Source organism: Actinoplanes couchii, assembly GCF_016862075.1.
GTDB lineage: Bacteria > Actinomycetota > Actinomycetes > Mycobacteriales > Micromonosporaceae > Actinoplanes > Actinoplanes couchii.
The window spans coordinates 37,390-53,962 of sequence record NZ_BOMG01000027.1 but is presented as its reverse complement, the minus strand read 5'-3'; the positions used below and the strand labels follow the sequence as shown (position 1 = coordinate 53,962).

Genomic DNA, 16,573 nt, shown 5'->3' with positions numbered 1-16,573 from the left:
GCCGGCGGTGAGGAGATCCAGGACAGGTAACCCGTCAGGAGATCCGGAACTTGGCGGAGAGCAGGGACGACGGCCGGGAGTCCGGCCCGACGAGCAGCTCGAAGTCGCCGGCCTCGACGACACGGGTCGCCGAAGCGTCGACCAGGGTGCAATCGGCGGCCGGCACCGAGAGCTCGACCGTGACACTCTCGCCGGGTGCGACGACCACCTGCCGGTACGCCTTCAACTCCCGGCTCGCCCACGTCACGCTGGTGACCAGGTCGCTGACGTAGACCTGTACGGTCTCCAGCGCAGCCCGGCTCCCGGTGTTGGTGAGCCGCACGGTGGCCCGAACCGTCCCGTCGACCGCGACGCCGGGTTCCTCGATGCTGAGCCCGTCATAGGTCACGGTCGTGTAGCTGAGCCCTTCCCCGAAGGCGAACAGCGGATCCTGGCTGAGGTCGGCGTACCGCGTCCCGTGCTGCCCCCGCACCTGGTTGTAGAAGATCGGCTGCTGCCCGGCGTGCCGGGCGGCCGAGATCGGCATCCGCCCGCTCGGTTCGATGATCCCGAACAGCAGTTCGGCGATGGCCTGTCCACCGCGCATGCCGGGGTTGAACGCCTGCACGATCGCCGCGGCGCCGAGGGCGGACGGCGGCAGGGCGTGCGGTTTGCCGTCGAGGAGCACCACGATCATCGGCGTGCCGGTGGCGGCGACCGCGTCGAGCAGCGCGATCTGCCCGCCCTGCAGTTCCAGGGTGGCGGTGGACTTGCCTTCGCCGGTGAGGTTGACGGTGTCCCCGACGACGACGATCGCGTAGTCGGCGGCGGCCGCGAGTTCCGCGGCGGCGGCCAGGCGGCCGGGCGAGGCCGGGATGCCCTGCGAGATCGGCGGCCGGGGCTGCCCGTCCGGGAACGTCTCGCCCTCGGGGTCGGGCACGAGCCGTTCGATCTCGACGGCCGGGTCGAAGTCCAGCTCCCATCCGGCCGGCAGCGCCGCGCGGAGCCCGTCGAGGACGGTGGTGGTCAGCGAGCGCGGGTGCCCTTCCGGCAGCCAGTCGACCTGCCCGGAGTCTCCGGCCCAGTCCCCGAGCTGCGCGGACACGTCGTCGGCGTTGGGCCCCAGGAGGGCGATGCGACCGGGTGAGGTCAAAGGTAGAACACCCTCATTGCGCAGCAGTACGAGGGACCGGCGCGCGACCTCGAGATTCAACTCGGCGTGCGAGGCGCACCCGATGACCTCCCGCTGCCGCTCGGCGTCCGGGGTGCGCGGGTTCTCGAACAGGCCGAGTTCGAATTTCAGGCGCAGGATCCGCCGTACGGCCGCATCGATCTCGGTCTCGGACAGTGACCCCCGCCGGACCGCTTCCTGTGCGCCCTCGAAGAACCCCGGCGTCGTCATGATCAGGTCGTTGCCGGCCTGGACGGCGACCGTGGCGGCTTCGGCGTGGTCGGCGCAGACCTTCTGTTCCCACACCATCCGGCCGACGTTGTCCCAGTCGGTGACGAGGGTGCCGGTGAAGCCCCACTCCTGCTTGAGCACGTCGTTGAGCAGCCATTTGTTGGCGGTGATCGGCACGCCGTCCATCGACTGGTAGCCGAGCATGAAGACCCGGCAGCCCGCCCGGGCGGCGCGTTCGAACGGCGGCAGGAACCAGGAGCGCAGTTTGCGCCGGCTGATGTCGGCCTCGCTGGCGTCCCGGCCGCCCTGGGTCTCGGAGTAGCCGGCGAAGTGTTTGGCGGTGGCCAGGATCGCGGTCGGGTCGGTGAGGCCGTCGCCCTGGTAGCCGCGGATCATGGCGGCGCCGAGTTCGGAGATCAGGTACGGGTCTTCGCCGAACGTCTCGTCGACTCGTCCCCAGCGCAGGTCGCGGGCGATGCAGAGGACGGGGGAGAAGGTCCAGTGCACGCCGGTGGCGGAGGCTTCCACGGCGGTGGCCCGGCCGACCTGCTCGACCAGGGCGGGATCCCAGGTGGCGGCCATCGCGAGCTGGGTGGGGAAGACGGTGGCGCCGGGCCAGAAGGCGTGGCCGTGGATGCAGTCCTCGGCGGTGATCAGCGGGATCCGCAGCCGGGTCCGGGCGACCAGTTCGGCGGCTTCGACGAGTTTCGGCGGGGAGGTGTGCAGGATCGATCCGGCGAGCTTGCCGAGGACGATCTCGGGCAGGTCGAGCCGGGCGTCGAGTTGCAACATCTGGCCGACCTTCTCGGGCAGCGTCATCCGGCCCAGCAGGTCCTCCACACGTGCCGATACGTCCAGCGTGGGGTCCTGATATGGCAAGGGCATGCGCTTCTCCCGAGGGCGGTGAAGATGAACGAACGGTGAGGAGTCTTCCAGTCCGGAACCGGTTCCGGCACCCCGTCCCGGTTCCGGAACTTTCATCTCGGGTAAGAGGCGAATCAGCCGGGCGCGGAGTACTGTCGTCGAGGAGCCGCACTCAGTGGAGTCTATATATCACCCTAGGTAGTTGAGGGAGAGCATGGGTTCAGCTGATCAGGTCCTGCGAAGGGCCGCTGACGCGATCGAGCACATACGTGGCATCTGCTTCAAGACCGGTCCGCCCCGCACGGTCGGCGCCGAACTGGAGTGGACCACCCACCGCACCGCTGACCCGTCCGCGTACCTGCGGCCCGGTGAGCTGGCCGAGGCGCTCGGGGCACACGCCCCGGTCACTCTCGGCAATCCGCATCCGGTGCCGCTGCCCGGCGGCGGCGCCGTCACCGTCGAACCCGGTGGCCAGGTCGAGATCTCCTCGGCCCCGGCGGGTTCCCTGACCGAGTTGCACACCGCGGTCACCGCGGACCAGCAAGTCCTCGCCGGCCTGCTGAGACGAGCCGGAATCGAGATGGGCGAGCGGGCCCTCGACCCGCACCGGGAACCCCGCCGGATCCTCGACACCCCCCGCTACGCGGCCATGGAACGCATCTTCAACCAGGCCGGCCGCACCATGATGGGCGGCACCGCCGGTTTCCAGGTCTGCCTCGACGCGGGGGAGAGCAACCAGTTGCCGGCTCGCTGGGCCGCACTGAACGAGATCGGGCCGCCGCTGCTGGCCCTGTTCGCCAATTCGCCACGCGACGGCTGGGCCTCGGCCCGGATGGCCGCCTGGTACGGCATCGACACCCACCGCACCGATCCGGTCCCGCAGACCGACGACCCGGCCCTGAGCTGGGCGGAGTACGCCGTGGACGCCCCACTGCTCTGCATCCGGCGGCCGGACGGGAACTGGGACGCGCCCCGCGGAATGACGTTCCGGGACTGGATCGCCCAGGGCTCGCCCACGATCGGCGACCTGGACTACCACCTGGGCACCCTCTTCCCGCCGGTACGCCCACGGGGCTATCTGGAGGTCCGTTACCTGGACACCCAGCCACCCGGCGAGTGGATCGCCCCGGCCGCGGTGATCGTCACGCTGCTCGCCGACGACACCCTCACTGACCGGGCCCGGGACCTGGCCGCTCCGGCGGCCGGCCGGTGGAGTCAGGCGGCCCGGTCCGGGCTCGCCGACCGCGAGGTGCACGACTCCGCCCTGGCCCTGGCCGAACTCGCCTGTCATCACCTGCACCGGACCGGGCTCCCGCCGGAGGTCCGGGCCACCGTCAGCGACATCCTCGCGCGCCGTCTCGGCGTCTCGACCCGAATGGGGATCCCCGCATGACCCAGGACCTGCGGCTTACCATCGCCGCCGAACTGGAGCGAACCCGGACCCGGACCGCGCTGCTCACCGAGACGGTCGACGACGACGATCTGACCCGGCAGCACTCCCCGCTGATGTCACCGCTGGTCTGGGACCTGGCGCACGTCGGCAACCAGGAGGAGTTGTGGCTGGTCCGGGACGTCGGCGGCCGGGATCCGGTGCGCCACGACATCGACGAGCTGTACGACGCGTTCAAACACGCCCGCCGGGACCGCCCGGCCCTGCCGCTGCTGAAGCCGGCCGAGGCCCGCGCCTACGTCGGTCAGGTCCGGGACAAGGTGTTCGACGTGCTGGACCGGGTCCGGTTCGACTCGTCGGAGCGCCTGGTCGACGGCGGTTTCGCCTTCGGCATGATCCTGCAGCACGAGCAGCAGCACGACGAGACGATGCTGGCGACCCACCAGCTCCGCACCGGTGCGCCGGTGCTGCACGCGCCACCGCCGCCACCCGCGGTCGCGATCCCGGCCGGGGAGATCCTGATCAAGGGCGGGACCTTCACCATGGGTACGGACACCGAGCCCTGGGCCCTGGACAACGAACGCTCCGCACACCGGGTGGACGTGCCGGCGTTCTGGATCGACGCCGCCCCGGTGACCAACGGTGACTACCTGGCCTTCATGGATGCCGGCGGTTACGACGACGAGCGCTGGTGGAGCGAGCGCGGCTGGGCCCACCGGCAGTCGGCCGGTCTGGAGGCGCCGCTGCACTGGCTGCGCGACCAGGACGGCTGGCAGTACCGGCGGTTCGGCCGGATCGAACCGATCGACCCGGCCGAACCGGTCGTGCACGTCTGCTACTTCGAGGCCGAGGCCTACGCCGCGTGGGCCGGGAAACGCCTGCCCACCGAGGCCGAGTGGGAGAAGGCGGCCCGCTGGGATCCGGCGACCGGCCGCTCCCGCCGGTTCCCGTGGGGTGACGACCCGCCCGGCCCCGAGCACGCCAACCTGGGGCAGCGGCATCTCGCCCCGGCACCGGTCGGCGCCTACCCGGCCGGGGCCTCCCCGCTCGGCGTGCACCAGCTGATCGGCGACGTCTGGGAGTGGGTGTCGTCCGGGTTCGAGCCCTATCCCGGATTCGCCGCGTTCCCGTACCGGGAATACTCCGAGGTGTTCTTCGGCGGCGACTACCGGATGCTGCGCGGGGGCTCGTTCGGCACCGACACGGCCGCGGTCCGGTCCACGTTCCGCAACTGGGACCACCCGATCCGCCGGCAGATCTTCAGCGGCTTCCGCTGTGCGCGGGACGCGAGCTGATGTGCCGTCACCTCGGGTACCTCGGTCCACCCGTACCGCTGCGGTCGCTGCTCTTCGATCCTCCGCACTCGCTGGCCACGCAGGCGTGGGCGCCGCGGGACATGCGCGGCGGCGGCACGATCAACGCGGACGGGTTCGGCGCCGGGTGGTGGCCACCCGGCGCCGAGGCTCCGGTCCGGCACCGCAGTGCCATGCCGATCTGGACCGACACCACGCTGCCCGTCCTCGCCGGGGTGACCTCGTCGGGGGCGGTGCTGGCCGCGATCCGCTCGGCGACGGTGGGCATGCCGGTGGTGGAGACGGCCGCCGCGCCGTTCACCGACGGGCGCTGGCTGTTCAGTCACAACGGCGTGATCCGCGGCTGGCCTTCGGCCGTCGCCGCGCTGGCCCGTGACCTCCCGGTCGACGACCTGCTCACGCTCGACGCGCCCACCGACTCGGCGATTCTCTGGGCGCTGGTACGAGGTCGGCTGCGCTCCGGTCAGTCCGCCGCCAAGGCGGTGGCCGGCGTGGTCACCGACCTGGTGGACGTGGCGCCCGGCTCCCGTCTCAACCTGCTGCTCACCGACGGGCGCCAGATGGTCGCCACCACCGTGGGGCACTCGCTGTCCGTACGGCCCGGCCGTGACTCCACCCTGATCAGCTCGGAACCGCTCGACACCTCGGCGGCATGGCAGGCCGTCCCGGACCACCGGCTGGTGACCGCGACCGCCACCGAGGTCGAGATCATCCCGCTCCTCTCGACGTAGGGAGACACCGTGCTCGACGTCCATCTCGACGAGGCCGACCTGGCCCGGGAACTGCGCGCCGACGTGCGCGCGGGCTTCACCGCCGACCCGCGCCGGACCTCACCCAAGTACTTCTACGACGCCCGCGGCAGTGACCTGTTCGAGGAGATCACCCGCCTGCCGGAGTACTACCCGACCCGTACCGAACGCTCGATCCTCGATCAGCGGGCCGCCGAGATCGCCCGGATCACCGAGGCCAAGACCCTGATCGAGATCGGCTCCGGCTCCTCGGAGAAGACCCGTCTGCTGCTGGACGCGCTGCTCGGGCACGGGACGCTCGGCTCGTTCGTGCCGCTGGACGTCTCCGCGTCCGCGCTGTCCGCCGCGGTCGAGTCGCTGACCGCCGCCTATCCGGGGCTCAGCGTCCGCGGTGTGGTCGGCGACATGACCCGGCACCTGCGGCACCTGCCGGACGGCGACAACCGCCTGATCGCCTTCCTCGGCGGCACCCTCGGCAACCTGGTCCCCGGCGAGCGCGCCGGGTTCCTCGGCGCGCTGCGTTCGGTGCTGCACGAGGGCGAGTGGCTGCTGATCGGCGCCGACCTGGTCAAGGACCCGGCGGTGCTGGTGCCGGCGTACGACGACGCGGCCGGGGTCACCGCCGAGTTCAACCGCAACGTCCTGCACGTGATCAACCGCGAGCTGGGCGCGGACTTCGACCCGTCGGCGTTCCAGCACGTCGCCCGCTGGGATCCGGAGCACGAGTGGATCGAGATGCGGCTGCGCGCGCTGAGCGAGCAGCGGGTCGTCATCCCGGCGCTGTCGCTGGACGTCACCTTCGCCGCCGGGGAGGAACTGCACACCGAGACCTCGGCCAAGTTCCGCCGGGAAGGGCTGGCCGCCGAGCTGGCCGCCGCCGGATTCACCACCCGGCACTTCTGGACCGATCCGGCCGGATGGTTCTCGGTGACCCTGGCCCAGGCGGGCCGGCCGGGCGCCTGACCCGACCCTCGACGACGTGACGGTTGTCGCTCCGTGCTTTTCTTGCGGTGTCAGACATCGCCCCGCGGCGATCCTCGCGCGGGGACGGTCCACCGGTTCAGCCGGTGGACCGCTGGCACCGGCACGGGCCGAGCCGTGCGGGCGCCAGGTCACACGGCCTTCACAGGCTCGGGGGAGTTCCGCGCGGGAGTCTCTTCGGGGACTGTGTAAGGCATCGAACGAGGGGGTGCCTCATGGAGTCCGATCGCATAGTCCCCGCCGATCCCGTGCCGCCTCCCGACGACGGCCCGGTGGCCGGCGAACCCCACGTGCGCCTGGTCCACAGCGTGCTCCGCAGCTCCCGTGGCCACGCCGACTGGCAGGTCGAGGGCGGTCCCCGGCCGCAGCTCCCGCGCGGCTGGACCGGCCTGTGGAACGACGCGGTCCGGCGGCAGATGGATCTGGCCGAGGAGTCCGAGACCGATGCCCGGCGGACCGTGCAAGCCCTGCTCGACCAGCTGACCCGGCTGGACCGGGAGGCCGAGTGGTTCCGGGCCGATCCGGTGCTGCGGGAGCGGGCCATCGCCGAGACGCTGCTCTACTGGACCGGTCTGGGGCCGGCCGTGCCGAGCAGTCCGGCCCAGGCCGCCTGGCATCGGCAGCAGGGTCTGCGGCCCGTCGACTTCGCCCGGATCCAGGCCATCGCGGCCGCTCAGGATGATTGGCTGGAGGCCTGGAACATCTGGGCCACCACGCGCTGACCATTTTATTCAGCAGGGCAGGACACCCCGTTCCGCGATGCGGGACGGGGTGTTTCGTTGTTGCCCCGAACTATGCGAGTTGATACGGTGGTTTGCATATTCATGCGGACACGGGAAGGCGGCGGAGGTCATGGGCATCCGGGTCGCGGTTGCGGGAGCCAGTGGTTATGCGGGCGGTGAGCTGCTGCGCCTGATCGCCGGTCACCCCGAGTTCGACCTGGTGGCGGCGACCGCGCACAGCCAGGCAGGCTCCCGGGTCAGCGCGGTGCACCCGCAGCTGGCCGGGCTCGATCTGACACTGGGCAGCACCGACGCGGCCACGCTGAGCGACGCCGACCTGGTGTTCCTCGCGCTGCCGCACGGGCAGTCCGGGGCGCTGGCGGCCCAGCTCACGCCGGGCATCCGGGTCGTCGACCTGGGCGCCGACTTCCGGCTGGAGAGCGCCGAGCAGTGGACGCGTTACTACGGCGGGGGCCACGCCGGCACCTGGACCTACGGGCTACCCGAGCTGCCCGGCGCGCGCGAGGCGATCGCCGCCTCCGACCGGGTGGCCAACACCGGGTGTTACGCCGCGACCATCATCCTGGCCCTCGCGCCGCTGATCGCCGCCGGTGTCGCCGACCCGGAGGACGTGGTGGTCGTCGCCAGCTCCGGCACCTCCGGCGCCGGCCGCAACGCCAAGGTGAACCTGCTGGCCAGCGAGATCATGGGTGACCTCTCGCCCTACAAGGTCGGCGCCCACCAGCACGTCGCCGAGATCAAGCAGGCCACCGGCGCGGCCACGCTGTCGATGACGCCGATCCTGGCGCCGATGCCACGCGGCATCCTGGCGACGGTGACGGCCCGCCGGCTCAACGGCGGCGACCCGCGCGAGGCGCTGCAGGCGGCCTACGCCACCGACCCGTTCGTGCACGTGCTGCCGGAGGGCTCGTGGCCGCACACCGCCGCCACGTCCGGTTCCAACTCCTGCCACCTGCAGGCAACCGTCGACATCGACTCGGGCCGCATCATCGTGGTGAGCGCGCTCGACAACCTCGGCAAGGGCGCCGCCGGCCAGGCGGTGCAGAACGCCAACATCATGTTCGGCCTGCCCGAGACCACGGGCCTCAGCGTGTTCGGAGTGGCACCGTGACCGTCACCCACCCCAAGGGTTTCCGCGCCTCCGGCGTCGCCGCCGGGCTCAAGGCCACCGGCAACGCCGACGTCGCCCTGGTCGTCAACGACGGCCCCGACTACACCGCGGCCGCCGTCTTCACCGGCAACCGGGTCAAGGCCGCGCCGGTCCTGTGGAGCCAGCAGGTGCTCAAGGGCGGCATCGTCCGCGCGGTCGTCCTCAACTCCGGCGGCGCCAACGCGTGCACCGGGCCGCAGGGCTTCCGGGACACCCACGCCACCGCCGAGCACACCGCCGCGGTGCTGCGCGGCGGCGCCAACCGGATGATGATCGGCCCCGGCGACGTGGCGGTCTGCTCCACCGGCCTGATCGGCGAGCTGCTCCCGATGGACAAGCTGCTGCCCGGGGTCAACGCGGCGGCCAAGGCGCTCGCCGCCGACGGTGGCCCCCGGGCCGCCGAGGCCATCATGACCACCGACACGGTGGCGAAGAACGCGGTGGCCCCGCGCGAGGGCTGGTCGGTCGGCGGCATCGCCAAGGGCGCCGGCATGCTGGCCCCGGCCCTGGCCACCATGCTGGTGGTGATCACCACCGACGCCTCCGCCGACAACGACACGCTCGACGCCGCGCTGCGCGCCGCCACCCGGGTCACCTTCGACCGGATCGACGCCGACGGCTGCATGTCCACCAACGACACGGTGATCCTGCTGGCCAGCGGCGCCTCCAACCGGCAGCCGACCCTCGAGGAGCTGACCGCCGCGGTCACCGAGGTCTGCCACGACCTGGCCCAGCAGCTGATCGGCGACGCCGAGGGCGCCACCAAACACATCGCGATCGAGGTGCAGGGCGCCGCCAGCGAGGCGGACGCGGTGCAGGTGGGCCGCACGGTCGCGGGCAACAACCTGGTCAAGACCGCGTTCTTCGGCAACGACCCGAACTGGGGGCGGATCCTCGCCGCGGTCGGCACCACCAGCGCGGCCTTCGAGCCGGACCGGATCGACGTGGCGATCAACGGCGTCTGGATCTGCAAGGGCGGCGCCGCCGCGGAGGACCGGAGCAAGGTCGACCTGTCCGGCCGCGACGTGACCGTGACGATCAACCTGCGCGAGGGCGAGATGGGCGCGACGATCTGGACCACCGATCTGTCGCACGCCTACGTCCACGAGAATTCGGCGTACTCCTCATGAAGGCTCAGCAGAAAGCCGAGATCCTGATCGAGGCACTGCCCTGGCTGGAGCGTTTCCACGGCGCCACCGTCGTGATCAAGTACGGCGGCAACGCCATGGTCGACCCGGCGCTCTCCGAGGCGTTCGCCGCCGACATGGTGTTCCTGCGGCACGTCGGCATCAAGCCGGTCGTGGTGCACGGCGGCGGCCCGCAGATCAACCGGATGCTGAAGCGGGTCGGCATCGAGTCGGAGTTCCGCGGCGGCCTGCGGGTCACCACCCCGGAGACGATGGAGATCGTCCGGATGGTGCTCACCGGTCAGGTCGGCCGGGAGCTGGTCGGCCTGATCAACAAGCACGGCCCGCACGCGGTGGGCCTGTCCGGTGAGGACGCGCGACTGTTCACAGCGGTCCGCCGGGGCGCGACGATCAACGGCGAGGAGGTCGACATCGGCCTGGTCGGCGACGTCGACCGGGTGGACACCTCGGCCGTCGACGACCTGATCGCGGCCGGCCGGATCCCGGTGATCGCCACCGTCGCGCCGGACGCCGCCGGGGTGGCGCACAACGTGAACGCCGACACCGCCGCCTCCGCGCTCGCGGTCGCGCTCGGCGCCCGCAAGCTGGTGGTCCTCACCGACGTGCCAGGTCTCTACACGAACTGGCCGGACACCTCCTCGCTGACCACCGAGATCGACGCGGACGCGCTGGAGAAGCTGCTGCCCTCGCTGGAGTCCGGGATGGTCCCCAAGATGGAGGCCTGCCTGCGCGCGGTGCGTGGCGGAGTGCCCGCCGCGCACGTCGTCGACGGCCGGGTCGCCCACTCGACCCTGCTCGAAGTCTTCACGGAAGAAGGATTCGGAACCATGGTGGTCCCCTCATGACGCTGGTAGATCGCTGGCAGCAGTCGATGATGAACAACTACGGCACTCCCAAGATCGGCCTGGTCAAGGGCGAGGGCGCGGTGCTGACCGCCGAGGACGGCCGGGAGTACGTCGACTTTCTCGGCGGCATCGCCGTGAACGCTCTAGGCCACGCCCACCCGGCCGTGGTCGCCGCCGTCACGAGCCAGATCTCGCAGCTCGGGCACGTCTCCAACCTCTACATCTCGGAGCCGCCGGTGGCTCTCGCCGACCTGCTGCTGGCGCTGGCCGGCCGCTCCGGGCGGGTGCTGTTCTGCAACTCCGGCGCCGAGGCCAACGAAGCCGCCTTCAAGATCTCCCGGCTGACCGGGCGCTCGCACGTGGTGGCCACCGACGGCGCCTTCCACGGCCGGACCATGGGCGCGCTGGCGCTGACCGGCCAGCCGTCGAAGCGTGACCCGTTCCTGCCGCTGCCCGGTGACGTCACGCACGTCGCGTTCGGTGACGTGGCCGCCCTGGAGGCGGCGGTGACCACCGAGACCGCGATGGTGATCGTCGAGCCGATCCAGGGGGAGAACGGGGTCGTCGTCCCGCCCGCCGGTTACCTGACCGCGGCCCGGGAGATCTGCACCCGCAACGGCGCCCTGCTGGTGCTGGACGAGGTGCAGACCGGGATCGGCCGCACCGGCCACTGGTTCCACCACCAGAGCGAGGGTGTCGAGCCGGACGTCGTCACCCTGGCCAAGGGCCTCGGCGGCGGCCTGCCGCTGGGCGCCTGCATCGCCTTCGGCGCCACCGCCGACCTGCTGACCCCGGGCTCGCACGGCACCACGTTCGGTGGCAACCCGGTCTCCTGCGCCGCCGGTCTCGCGGTGATCCGCACGATCGCCGGCGAGGGCCTGCTGGACCACGTGAAACGGACCGGCGAGCAGCTGCGGCGCGGCATCGAGGCGCTGAACCATCCGAAGATCAGCCATGTCCGGGGCGCCGGCCTGCTGCTCGGCATCGTCTTCACCGAGCCGGTCGCCGCCGCGATCGGCGCCGCGCTGCTGGACGCCGGTTTCCTGATCAACGTGCCCCAGCCGGACGTGATCCGGCTCGCCCCGCCCCTGATCATCTCCTCCGATCAGGCGGACGCCCTGATCACTGCCCTGGACGGTACCCGGTGACCACCCGCCACTTCCTCCGCGACGACGACCTGACCCCGCAGGAGCAGTCCGAAGTCCTCGACCTGGCCGCCGAGATGAAGGCGAACCGGTTCGGCTACACCCCGCTCGCCGGCCCGCGCAGCGTCGCGGTCTTCTTCGACAAGGCCAGCCTGCGCACCCGGCTCTCGTTCGAGGCCGGCATCGCCGAGCTGGGCGGCCAGCCGATCATCGTGGACACCCAGAACACCCACTTCGGCCGTGGTGAGACCCTCGCCGACGCCGGCCGGGTGGTGGCCCGGTACGTCTCGGCCATGGTGTTCCGCACCCACGGTGACGAGCGCCTGGCGGAGCTGGCGTCCGGCGTCAAGGTCCCGGTGGTCAACGCCCTCAGCGACGGTTACCACCCCTGCCAGCTGCTCGCCGACCTGCTCACCATCCGCGAGCGTTTCGGTTCGACCAAGGGCCGGATCCTGTCGTACGTGGGGGACGCGGCCAACAACATGGCGCACTCCTACCTGATCGCCGGCGCGATGGCGGGCATGCACGTGCGGGTCTCCGGCCCGTCCGGTTTCGACCCGGCGCCCGCGGTCGTCGGCCGGGCGTCGGAGATCGCCGCGTGGACCGGCGGTTCGGTGGAGATGCTGCGGGATCCGCGGGAGGCCGCCGACGGCGCGCACGTGATCGCCACCGACACCTGGACGTCGATGGGCCAGGAGGAGGACGGCAAGGACCGGCTCACCCCGTTCTGGCCGTACCAGGTCAACAAGGAGCTGCTGGCCGTCGCCGACCCGTCGGCGATCGTCCTGCACTGCCTGCCCGCCCACCGCAACGAGGAGATCACCGACGAGGTGATCGACGGCCCGCAGAGCGCCGTCTTCGACCAGGCGGAGAACCGCCTGCACGCCCAGAAGGCGCTACTGACGTGGCTCCTGGCGGTAAACCAGCAATGAGCGCCCCTACTACGCGTGCGGCGCGGCACGCGCGGCTGGTCGATCTGATCCGCAGTCAGCGGATCAAGTCGCAGACCGAACTGACCGTGCTTCTCTCGCACGAGGGGGTCCAGGTCACCCAGGCCACCCTCTCGCGTGACCTGGAGGAGCTGAACGCGGTCAAGGTGAGCGGGGTCTACTACATTCCCGAGGACGGGCAGCGCCCGCTGCGGGAGAGTGTCGAGCACGGCCCGGCCCGGCTGATCCGGCTGCTGCGCGAGCTGCTGACCGGCGTCGACTCGAGTGGCAACATCGCGGTGCTGCGCACCCCGCCGGGGGCGGCGCAGTTCCTGGCCAGCGCACTGGACCGGTCCGGCCTGCCGGACGTGGTCGGCACCATCGCCGGCGACGACACGATCTTCGTGGTGGCCCGGGACGGCGGCCCGACCTCCGGGGCGGCGCTCGCCGAGAAACTCAGCAACTGGAGCAGGTCCGACTCGGAGGCGCAGGCATGACGTTCACACCAGCGGTGGAGCTCCGGTTCCCGGATTTCGCCGACCACACCGACAGCCTGGTCGGGCACGGTGTCGAGTTCTTCCTGGCCTCCAACGAGACGCTGCGCCCGCAGTTCAACACCGCGCCGTACGGGCACAAGCTCACCTGGCTCGACTTCACCGAGACCGCCGAGAAGGACTGGTCGATCCGGGACTTCCTGAACTTCTTCAACGTGATCAACGGCATCGCCTTCGGGGACCGCGGTATCCCGATGCCGCAGTGGGTGATGGTCGACCTGATCCTGATGCCGGCCGCCGCCCTGATCGCCGGCCTGCCGCAGGAGAAGTTCGCGGACATGGTCGAGCGGTCCACGTTCCGCTTCGACACCGACGTGAAGCAGTTGCTGCGCAAGGTCCAGCAGGACATGCGGGACAGCGGCTACCGGGGCCCGGTCCCGGTCGGTGGCTACTGCGCCGCCCCCAGCGCCGAACCGGGCCGCTGGACCGGCTGGTCACTGTGGTCGCTGATGCCGGCGGTCGGTCTGGGCAAGGCGGCCAAGGCGCTCGCCCTGTCCGCGTATAGGGCGCAGAAGCTCGACGGCGTCACCCAGTACGACAACAGCGCCCTCAAGGTGCACACCGAGTTCGGCGCGCTGAAGATCCTGGTCGCGACCGTGCCGTTCCACACCTCGCCGGGTTCGTTCGTCTACCAGAGCGATCTGACGCTGCCCGCGGGCGCGCCGGTGCCCGAGCCGACCTTCCTGCTCGATCCGTTCGACTACAGCCGCCAGCGGGCGATGCAGAAGGACATCGAAGCGGGCCGCTGTGAGTTCCATGTCCTGCCGCCCGGCCACATCCGCCGGGACGGTAAGACATACGTACCGATTCTCGAGAAGGAACTTCCGCGATGACCAAGCGCAAGATCGTCCTTGCTTTCTCCGGTGGGCTGGACACCTCGTACGCCCTCGTGGACTTCCGCGAGAAGGGCTGGGACGTGGTGACCGCCAACGTCGACACCGGCGGCCTGCACAGCGGGGAGGCCGAGGTCGTCAAGGCGCGGGCCGAGGAGCTGGGCGCCGTCGAGCACCACGTGGTCGACGCCCGCGCCGAGCTGTACGACCGGGTCATCACGTACGCGATCAAGGCGAACTACCTGCGCAACGGCGCCTACCCGTCGTGTGTCGGCGCGGAGCGGCTGATCCAGGCGGAGAAGGTCGTGCAGGTCGCGCTGGAGGTCGGCGCGGACGCGGTGGCGCACGGCTCGACCGGCGCCGGTGCGGACCACGTCCGTTACGACGCGGTGATCCGGGCCCTGGCCCCGCACCTGGAGATCGTCACCCCGATCCGGGACGAGCGGCTGACCCGGGAGGGGGAGACCGACTTCCTGCGTTCGCGGGGTTACGAGGTCAGCGAGAAGGTCAAGCTCTACTCGATCAACGAGGGCCTGATCGGCACGTCGATCGGTGGCGAGGAGACCTACGGCTCCTGGGATTACCTGCCGGAGTCGGCCTGGACCTACACCAGGTCGATCGACGAGGCCCCGGACAAGGGTGTCGAGCTGCTGATCAGCTTCGAGGCGGGCGAGGTCGTGTCGGCGGTGCCGGTGGACGGCGAGGCGCTGCCGACCGACCACAACTATTCGATCCTGTCGGCGCTGAACACCCTCGGCGGCGAGCACGGCATCGGCCGGGGCATCCACATGGGGTCCACCATGGTCGGCAACCTGGCCCGGGTCGGGTTCGAGGCGCCGGGCATGCTGATCCTCCTCGCGGCACACCGTGAGCTGGAGAAGTTGACCCTGTCGAACCGGCAGCAGGCCACCAAGGCGACGCTCGGCAACACCTACGGCGACCTGCTGCACGAGGCCGTCTACTTCGACCCGATCATGGACGACTTCCGGGCCTTCCTGGACTCCAGCCAGCGCCGGGTCACCGGCACCGTGCGGGTCCTGCTGCACAAGGGCAACATCGTGCTCCTGGGCAGCAAGAGCCCGTACTCCCTGCTGGACGCCGCCACCCGGTCGGGTGTCGTCTACGGGCACGGCTCGTCGCTGTGGACCGGCGAGCAGGCCCGGGCGTTCGCCCACATGTACTCGGTGCCCGGCGCGATCGCCCGCGCCGCCGCGACCCCGGCCGAGGAGAAGGCCGCGGATCCGGCCTGAGCCGTCGCGAACCCGGCCGAGGAGACGGCCGCGGATCCGGCCTGAGCCGCCGCGAAACCGGCCGAGGAGACGGCCGCGGATCCGGCCTGAGCCGCCGCGAAACCGGCCGAGGAGACGGCCGCGGGCCCGGCCCGAGCCGCCGCGAAACCGGCCTAAACGGTCAGCCAGGCCTTCAAGACCTTGAGGGCCTGGCGGATCTCCGGGATCGGCACGAACTCGTCGTCGGTGTGCGCCATCAGCGGTGAGCCGGGGCCGAAGTTGACGGCCGGGACGCCCAGGCCGGCGAACCGGGACACGTCGGTCCAGCCCAGCTTGGCCTGCGGCTCCCGCCCGACCAGCGCGACGAACTCGGCGGCGGCCGGCCGGTCCAGGCCGGGGCGGGCGCCGGGGGCGGCGTCGACCACCTCGACCTCGAAGCCGGCGAACACCTCCCGCAGGTGGGCCTCGGCCTCGGCCACCCCGCGGTCGGGGGCGAACCGGTGGTTGACGTAGACGGTGCACAGGTCGGGGATCACGTTGCCGGCGATGCCGCCCTCGATCTTCACCGCGTTGAGGCCCTCGTGGTACTGCAGGCCGTCGACGATCGGCTGCCGCGGCTGATAGGCCCGCAGCACGTCGAGGACCGCGCCGGCGCTGTGGATGGCGTTGCTGCCCCGCCACGAGCGGGCCGAGTGCGCGGCCACCCCGGGCACGGTGATCTTCACCCGCATGGTGCCCTGGCAGCCGCCCTCGACGGTGCCGTCGGACGGCTCGCCGAGGATCGCGAAGTCGCCGGTCAGCCACTCGGGGTGGTTGCGGACCAGCCGCCCGAGCCCGTTGAGCTTGGCCGCGACCTCCTCGTGGTCGTAGAAGACGAAGGTCAGGTCGTACCGCGGGTCGGTGAGGGTGGCGGCCAGGTGCAGGGCGACGGCCACGCCGGCCTTCATGTCGACGGTGCCCCGGCCGCGCATGACGTCGCCGTCGACGACGACCGGCAGGTTGTCCTTGACCGGCACGGTGTCCAGGTGCCCGGCGATCACCACCCGGGTGTCGCGCCCGAACGAGGTGCGCGCCACGACGGCGTCACCGTCCCGGAGGACCTCCAGGTGGGGGTAGGCCCGCAGGGCGTTCTCGACGGCGTCGGCGAGAGCCTTCTCATCGCCGCTGACGGAGGGAATGTCGCAGATTGTCTGAGTGAGGTCGACTACATCACCGGTCAGATCGAGCGTGGTCATGTTGCAAACTTATCAGATATCAGACATTTTTATGCAGAGGACCCCGTGTCATCGCGGGCCGTCGCACCGATAGGGTCAGGAAGG

15 protein-coding genes are annotated in these 16,573 nt (G+C 71.1%); 13 read left to right on the top strand and 2 right to left on the bottom strand.

What is annotated here, in order from left to right:
* Positions 1-34 precede the first annotated feature (34 nt).
* A complete protein-coding gene (locus Aco03nite_RS08165; protein WP_203794165.1) occupies positions 35-2,266 on the bottom strand; it encodes an exo-beta-d-1,3/1,6-glucosidase in 2,232 nt (743 codons plus the stop codon).
* 193 nt (positions 2,267-2,459) lie between these two features.
* On the opposite strand from Aco03nite_RS08165, the gene Aco03nite_RS08160 reads away from it, so the two are divergent.
* From Aco03nite_RS08160 to argG, 13 genes are all read left to right on the top strand, one after another.
* The gene (locus tag Aco03nite_RS08160) at positions 2,460-3,638 is read left to right on the top strand and encodes a glutamate-cysteine ligase family protein (protein WP_203794164.1); all 1,179 of its coding nucleotides are present in this window, start codon (positions 2,460-2,462) and stop codon (positions 3,636-3,638) included.
* Positions 3,635-4,930: an ergothioneine biosynthesis protein EgtB gene (egtB, locus tag Aco03nite_RS08155; RefSeq protein WP_203794163.1), complete on the top strand. Its 1,296-nt coding sequence runs from the start codon at positions 3,635-3,637 to the stop codon at positions 4,928-4,930. Before Aco03nite_RS08160 ends, egtB begins: the two co-directional genes overlap by 4 nt.
* Positions 4,930-5,679 carry an ergothioneine biosynthesis protein EgtC gene (gene egtC / locus Aco03nite_RS08150; protein WP_203794162.1) on the top strand — a complete coding sequence of 250 codons (750 nt, stop codon included), beginning with the start codon at positions 4,930-4,932 and terminating at the stop codon, positions 5,677-5,679. The genes egtB and egtC overlap by 1 nt, the downstream gene beginning before the upstream one ends.
* Positions 5,680-5,688: 9 nt before the next feature.
* Positions 5,689-6,660 (top strand): L-histidine N(alpha)-methyltransferase, encoded by a 972-nt coding sequence (gene egtD / locus Aco03nite_RS08145; protein WP_203794161.1) that lies wholly within the window; start codon positions 5,689-5,691, stop codon positions 6,658-6,660.
* A 233-nt stretch (positions 6,661-6,893) separates the two neighbouring features.
* Positions 6,894-7,400: a hypothetical protein gene (locus Aco03nite_RS08140; protein ID WP_203794160.1), complete on the top strand. Its 507-nt coding sequence runs from the start codon at positions 6,894-6,896 to the stop codon at positions 7,398-7,400.
* A gap of 130 nt (positions 7,401-7,530) precedes the next feature.
* Positions 7,531-8,532: an N-acetyl-gamma-glutamyl-phosphate reductase gene (argC, locus tag Aco03nite_RS08135; protein ID WP_203794159.1), complete on the top strand. Its 1,002-nt coding sequence runs from the start codon at positions 7,531-7,533 to the stop codon at positions 8,530-8,532.
* Positions 8,529-9,701 (top strand): bifunctional glutamate N-acetyltransferase/amino-acid acetyltransferase ArgJ, encoded by a 1,173-nt coding sequence (argJ, locus tag Aco03nite_RS08130; protein ID WP_203794158.1) that lies wholly within the window; start codon positions 8,529-8,531, stop codon positions 9,699-9,701. The genes argC and argJ overlap by 4 nt, the downstream gene beginning before the upstream one ends.
* Positions 9,698-10,564, top strand: coding sequence for an acetylglutamate kinase (argB, locus tag Aco03nite_RS08125; protein ID WP_203794157.1), 867 nt, complete (start codon positions 9,698-9,700; stop codon positions 10,562-10,564). Before argJ ends, argB begins: the two co-directional genes overlap by 4 nt.
* The gene (locus Aco03nite_RS08120; protein WP_203794156.1) at positions 10,561-11,712 is read left to right on the top strand and encodes an acetylornithine transaminase; all 1,152 of its coding nucleotides are present in this window, start codon (positions 10,561-10,563) and stop codon (positions 11,710-11,712) included. The genes argB and Aco03nite_RS08120 overlap by 4 nt, the downstream gene beginning before the upstream one ends.
* Entirely contained in the window at positions 11,709-12,641 is a 933-nt protein-coding gene (gene argF / locus Aco03nite_RS08115) for an ornithine carbamoyltransferase (RefSeq protein ID WP_203794155.1), read from the top strand. Before Aco03nite_RS08120 ends, argF begins: the two co-directional genes overlap by 4 nt.
* On the top strand, positions 12,638-13,135 hold the full coding sequence (locus tag Aco03nite_RS08110) for an arginine repressor (protein WP_203794154.1): 498 nt from the start codon (positions 12,638-12,640) through the stop codon (positions 13,133-13,135). The genes argF and Aco03nite_RS08110 overlap by 4 nt, the downstream gene beginning before the upstream one ends.
* Positions 13,132-14,025 (top strand): hypothetical protein, encoded by an 894-nt coding sequence (locus Aco03nite_RS08105; protein WP_203794153.1) that lies wholly within the window; start codon positions 13,132-13,134, stop codon positions 14,023-14,025. The genes Aco03nite_RS08110 and Aco03nite_RS08105 overlap by 4 nt, the downstream gene beginning before the upstream one ends.
* On the top strand, positions 14,022-15,275 hold the full coding sequence (gene argG, locus Aco03nite_RS08100) for an argininosuccinate synthase (RefSeq protein ID WP_203794152.1): 1,254 nt from the start codon (positions 14,022-14,024) through the stop codon (positions 15,273-15,275). The genes Aco03nite_RS08105 and argG overlap by 4 nt, the downstream gene beginning before the upstream one ends.
* Positions 15,276-15,427: 152 nt before the next feature.
* Here argG and dapE read toward each other — a convergent pair whose 3' ends face one another.
* Positions 15,428-16,489 (bottom strand): succinyl-diaminopimelate desuccinylase, encoded by a 1,062-nt coding sequence (gene dapE, locus Aco03nite_RS08095; protein WP_203794151.1) that lies wholly within the window; start codon positions 16,487-16,489, stop codon positions 15,428-15,430.
* Positions 16,490-16,573: the final 84 nt, after the last annotated feature.

Bases quoted from the DNA above. Each gene is read 5' to 3' on its own strand.
- dapE (WP_203794151.1), bottom strand. From the start codon at position 16,489: ATGACCACGCTCGATCTGACCGGTGATGTAGTCGACCTCACTCAGACA.
- argG (WP_203794152.1), top strand. From the start codon at position 14,022: ATGACCAAGCGCAAGATCGTCCTTGCTTTCTCCGGTGGGCTGGACACC.
- egtC (WP_203794162.1), top strand. From the start codon at position 4,930: ATGTGCCGTCACCTCGGGTACCTCGGTCCACCCGTACCGCTGCGGTCG.
- Aco03nite_RS08120 (WP_203794156.1), top strand. From the start codon at position 10,561: ATGACGCTGGTAGATCGCTGGCAGCAGTCGATGATGAACAACTACGGC.
- Aco03nite_RS08110 (WP_203794154.1), top strand. From the start codon at position 12,638: ATGAGCGCCCCTACTACGCGTGCGGCGCGGCACGCGCGGCTGGTCGAT.
- Aco03nite_RS08160 (WP_203794164.1), top strand. From the start codon at position 2,460: ATGGGTTCAGCTGATCAGGTCCTGCGAAGGGCCGCTGACGCGATCGAG.
- argC (WP_203794159.1), top strand. From the start codon at position 7,531: ATGGGCATCCGGGTCGCGGTTGCGGGAGCCAGTGGTTATGCGGGCGGT.
- Aco03nite_RS08165 (WP_203794165.1), bottom strand. From the start codon at position 2,266: ATGCCCTTGCCATATCAGGACCCCACGCTGGACGTATCGGCACGTGTG.
- Aco03nite_RS08105 (WP_203794153.1), top strand. From the start codon at position 13,132: ATGACGTTCACACCAGCGGTGGAGCTCCGGTTCCCGGATTTCGCCGAC.
- argB (WP_203794157.1), top strand. From the start codon at position 9,698: ATGAAGGCTCAGCAGAAAGCCGAGATCCTGATCGAGGCACTGCCCTGG.
- egtB (WP_203794163.1), top strand. From the start codon at position 3,635: ATGACCCAGGACCTGCGGCTTACCATCGCCGCCGAACTGGAGCGAACC.
- Aco03nite_RS08140 (WP_203794160.1), top strand. From the start codon at position 6,894: ATGGAGTCCGATCGCATAGTCCCCGCCGATCCCGTGCCGCCTCCCGAC.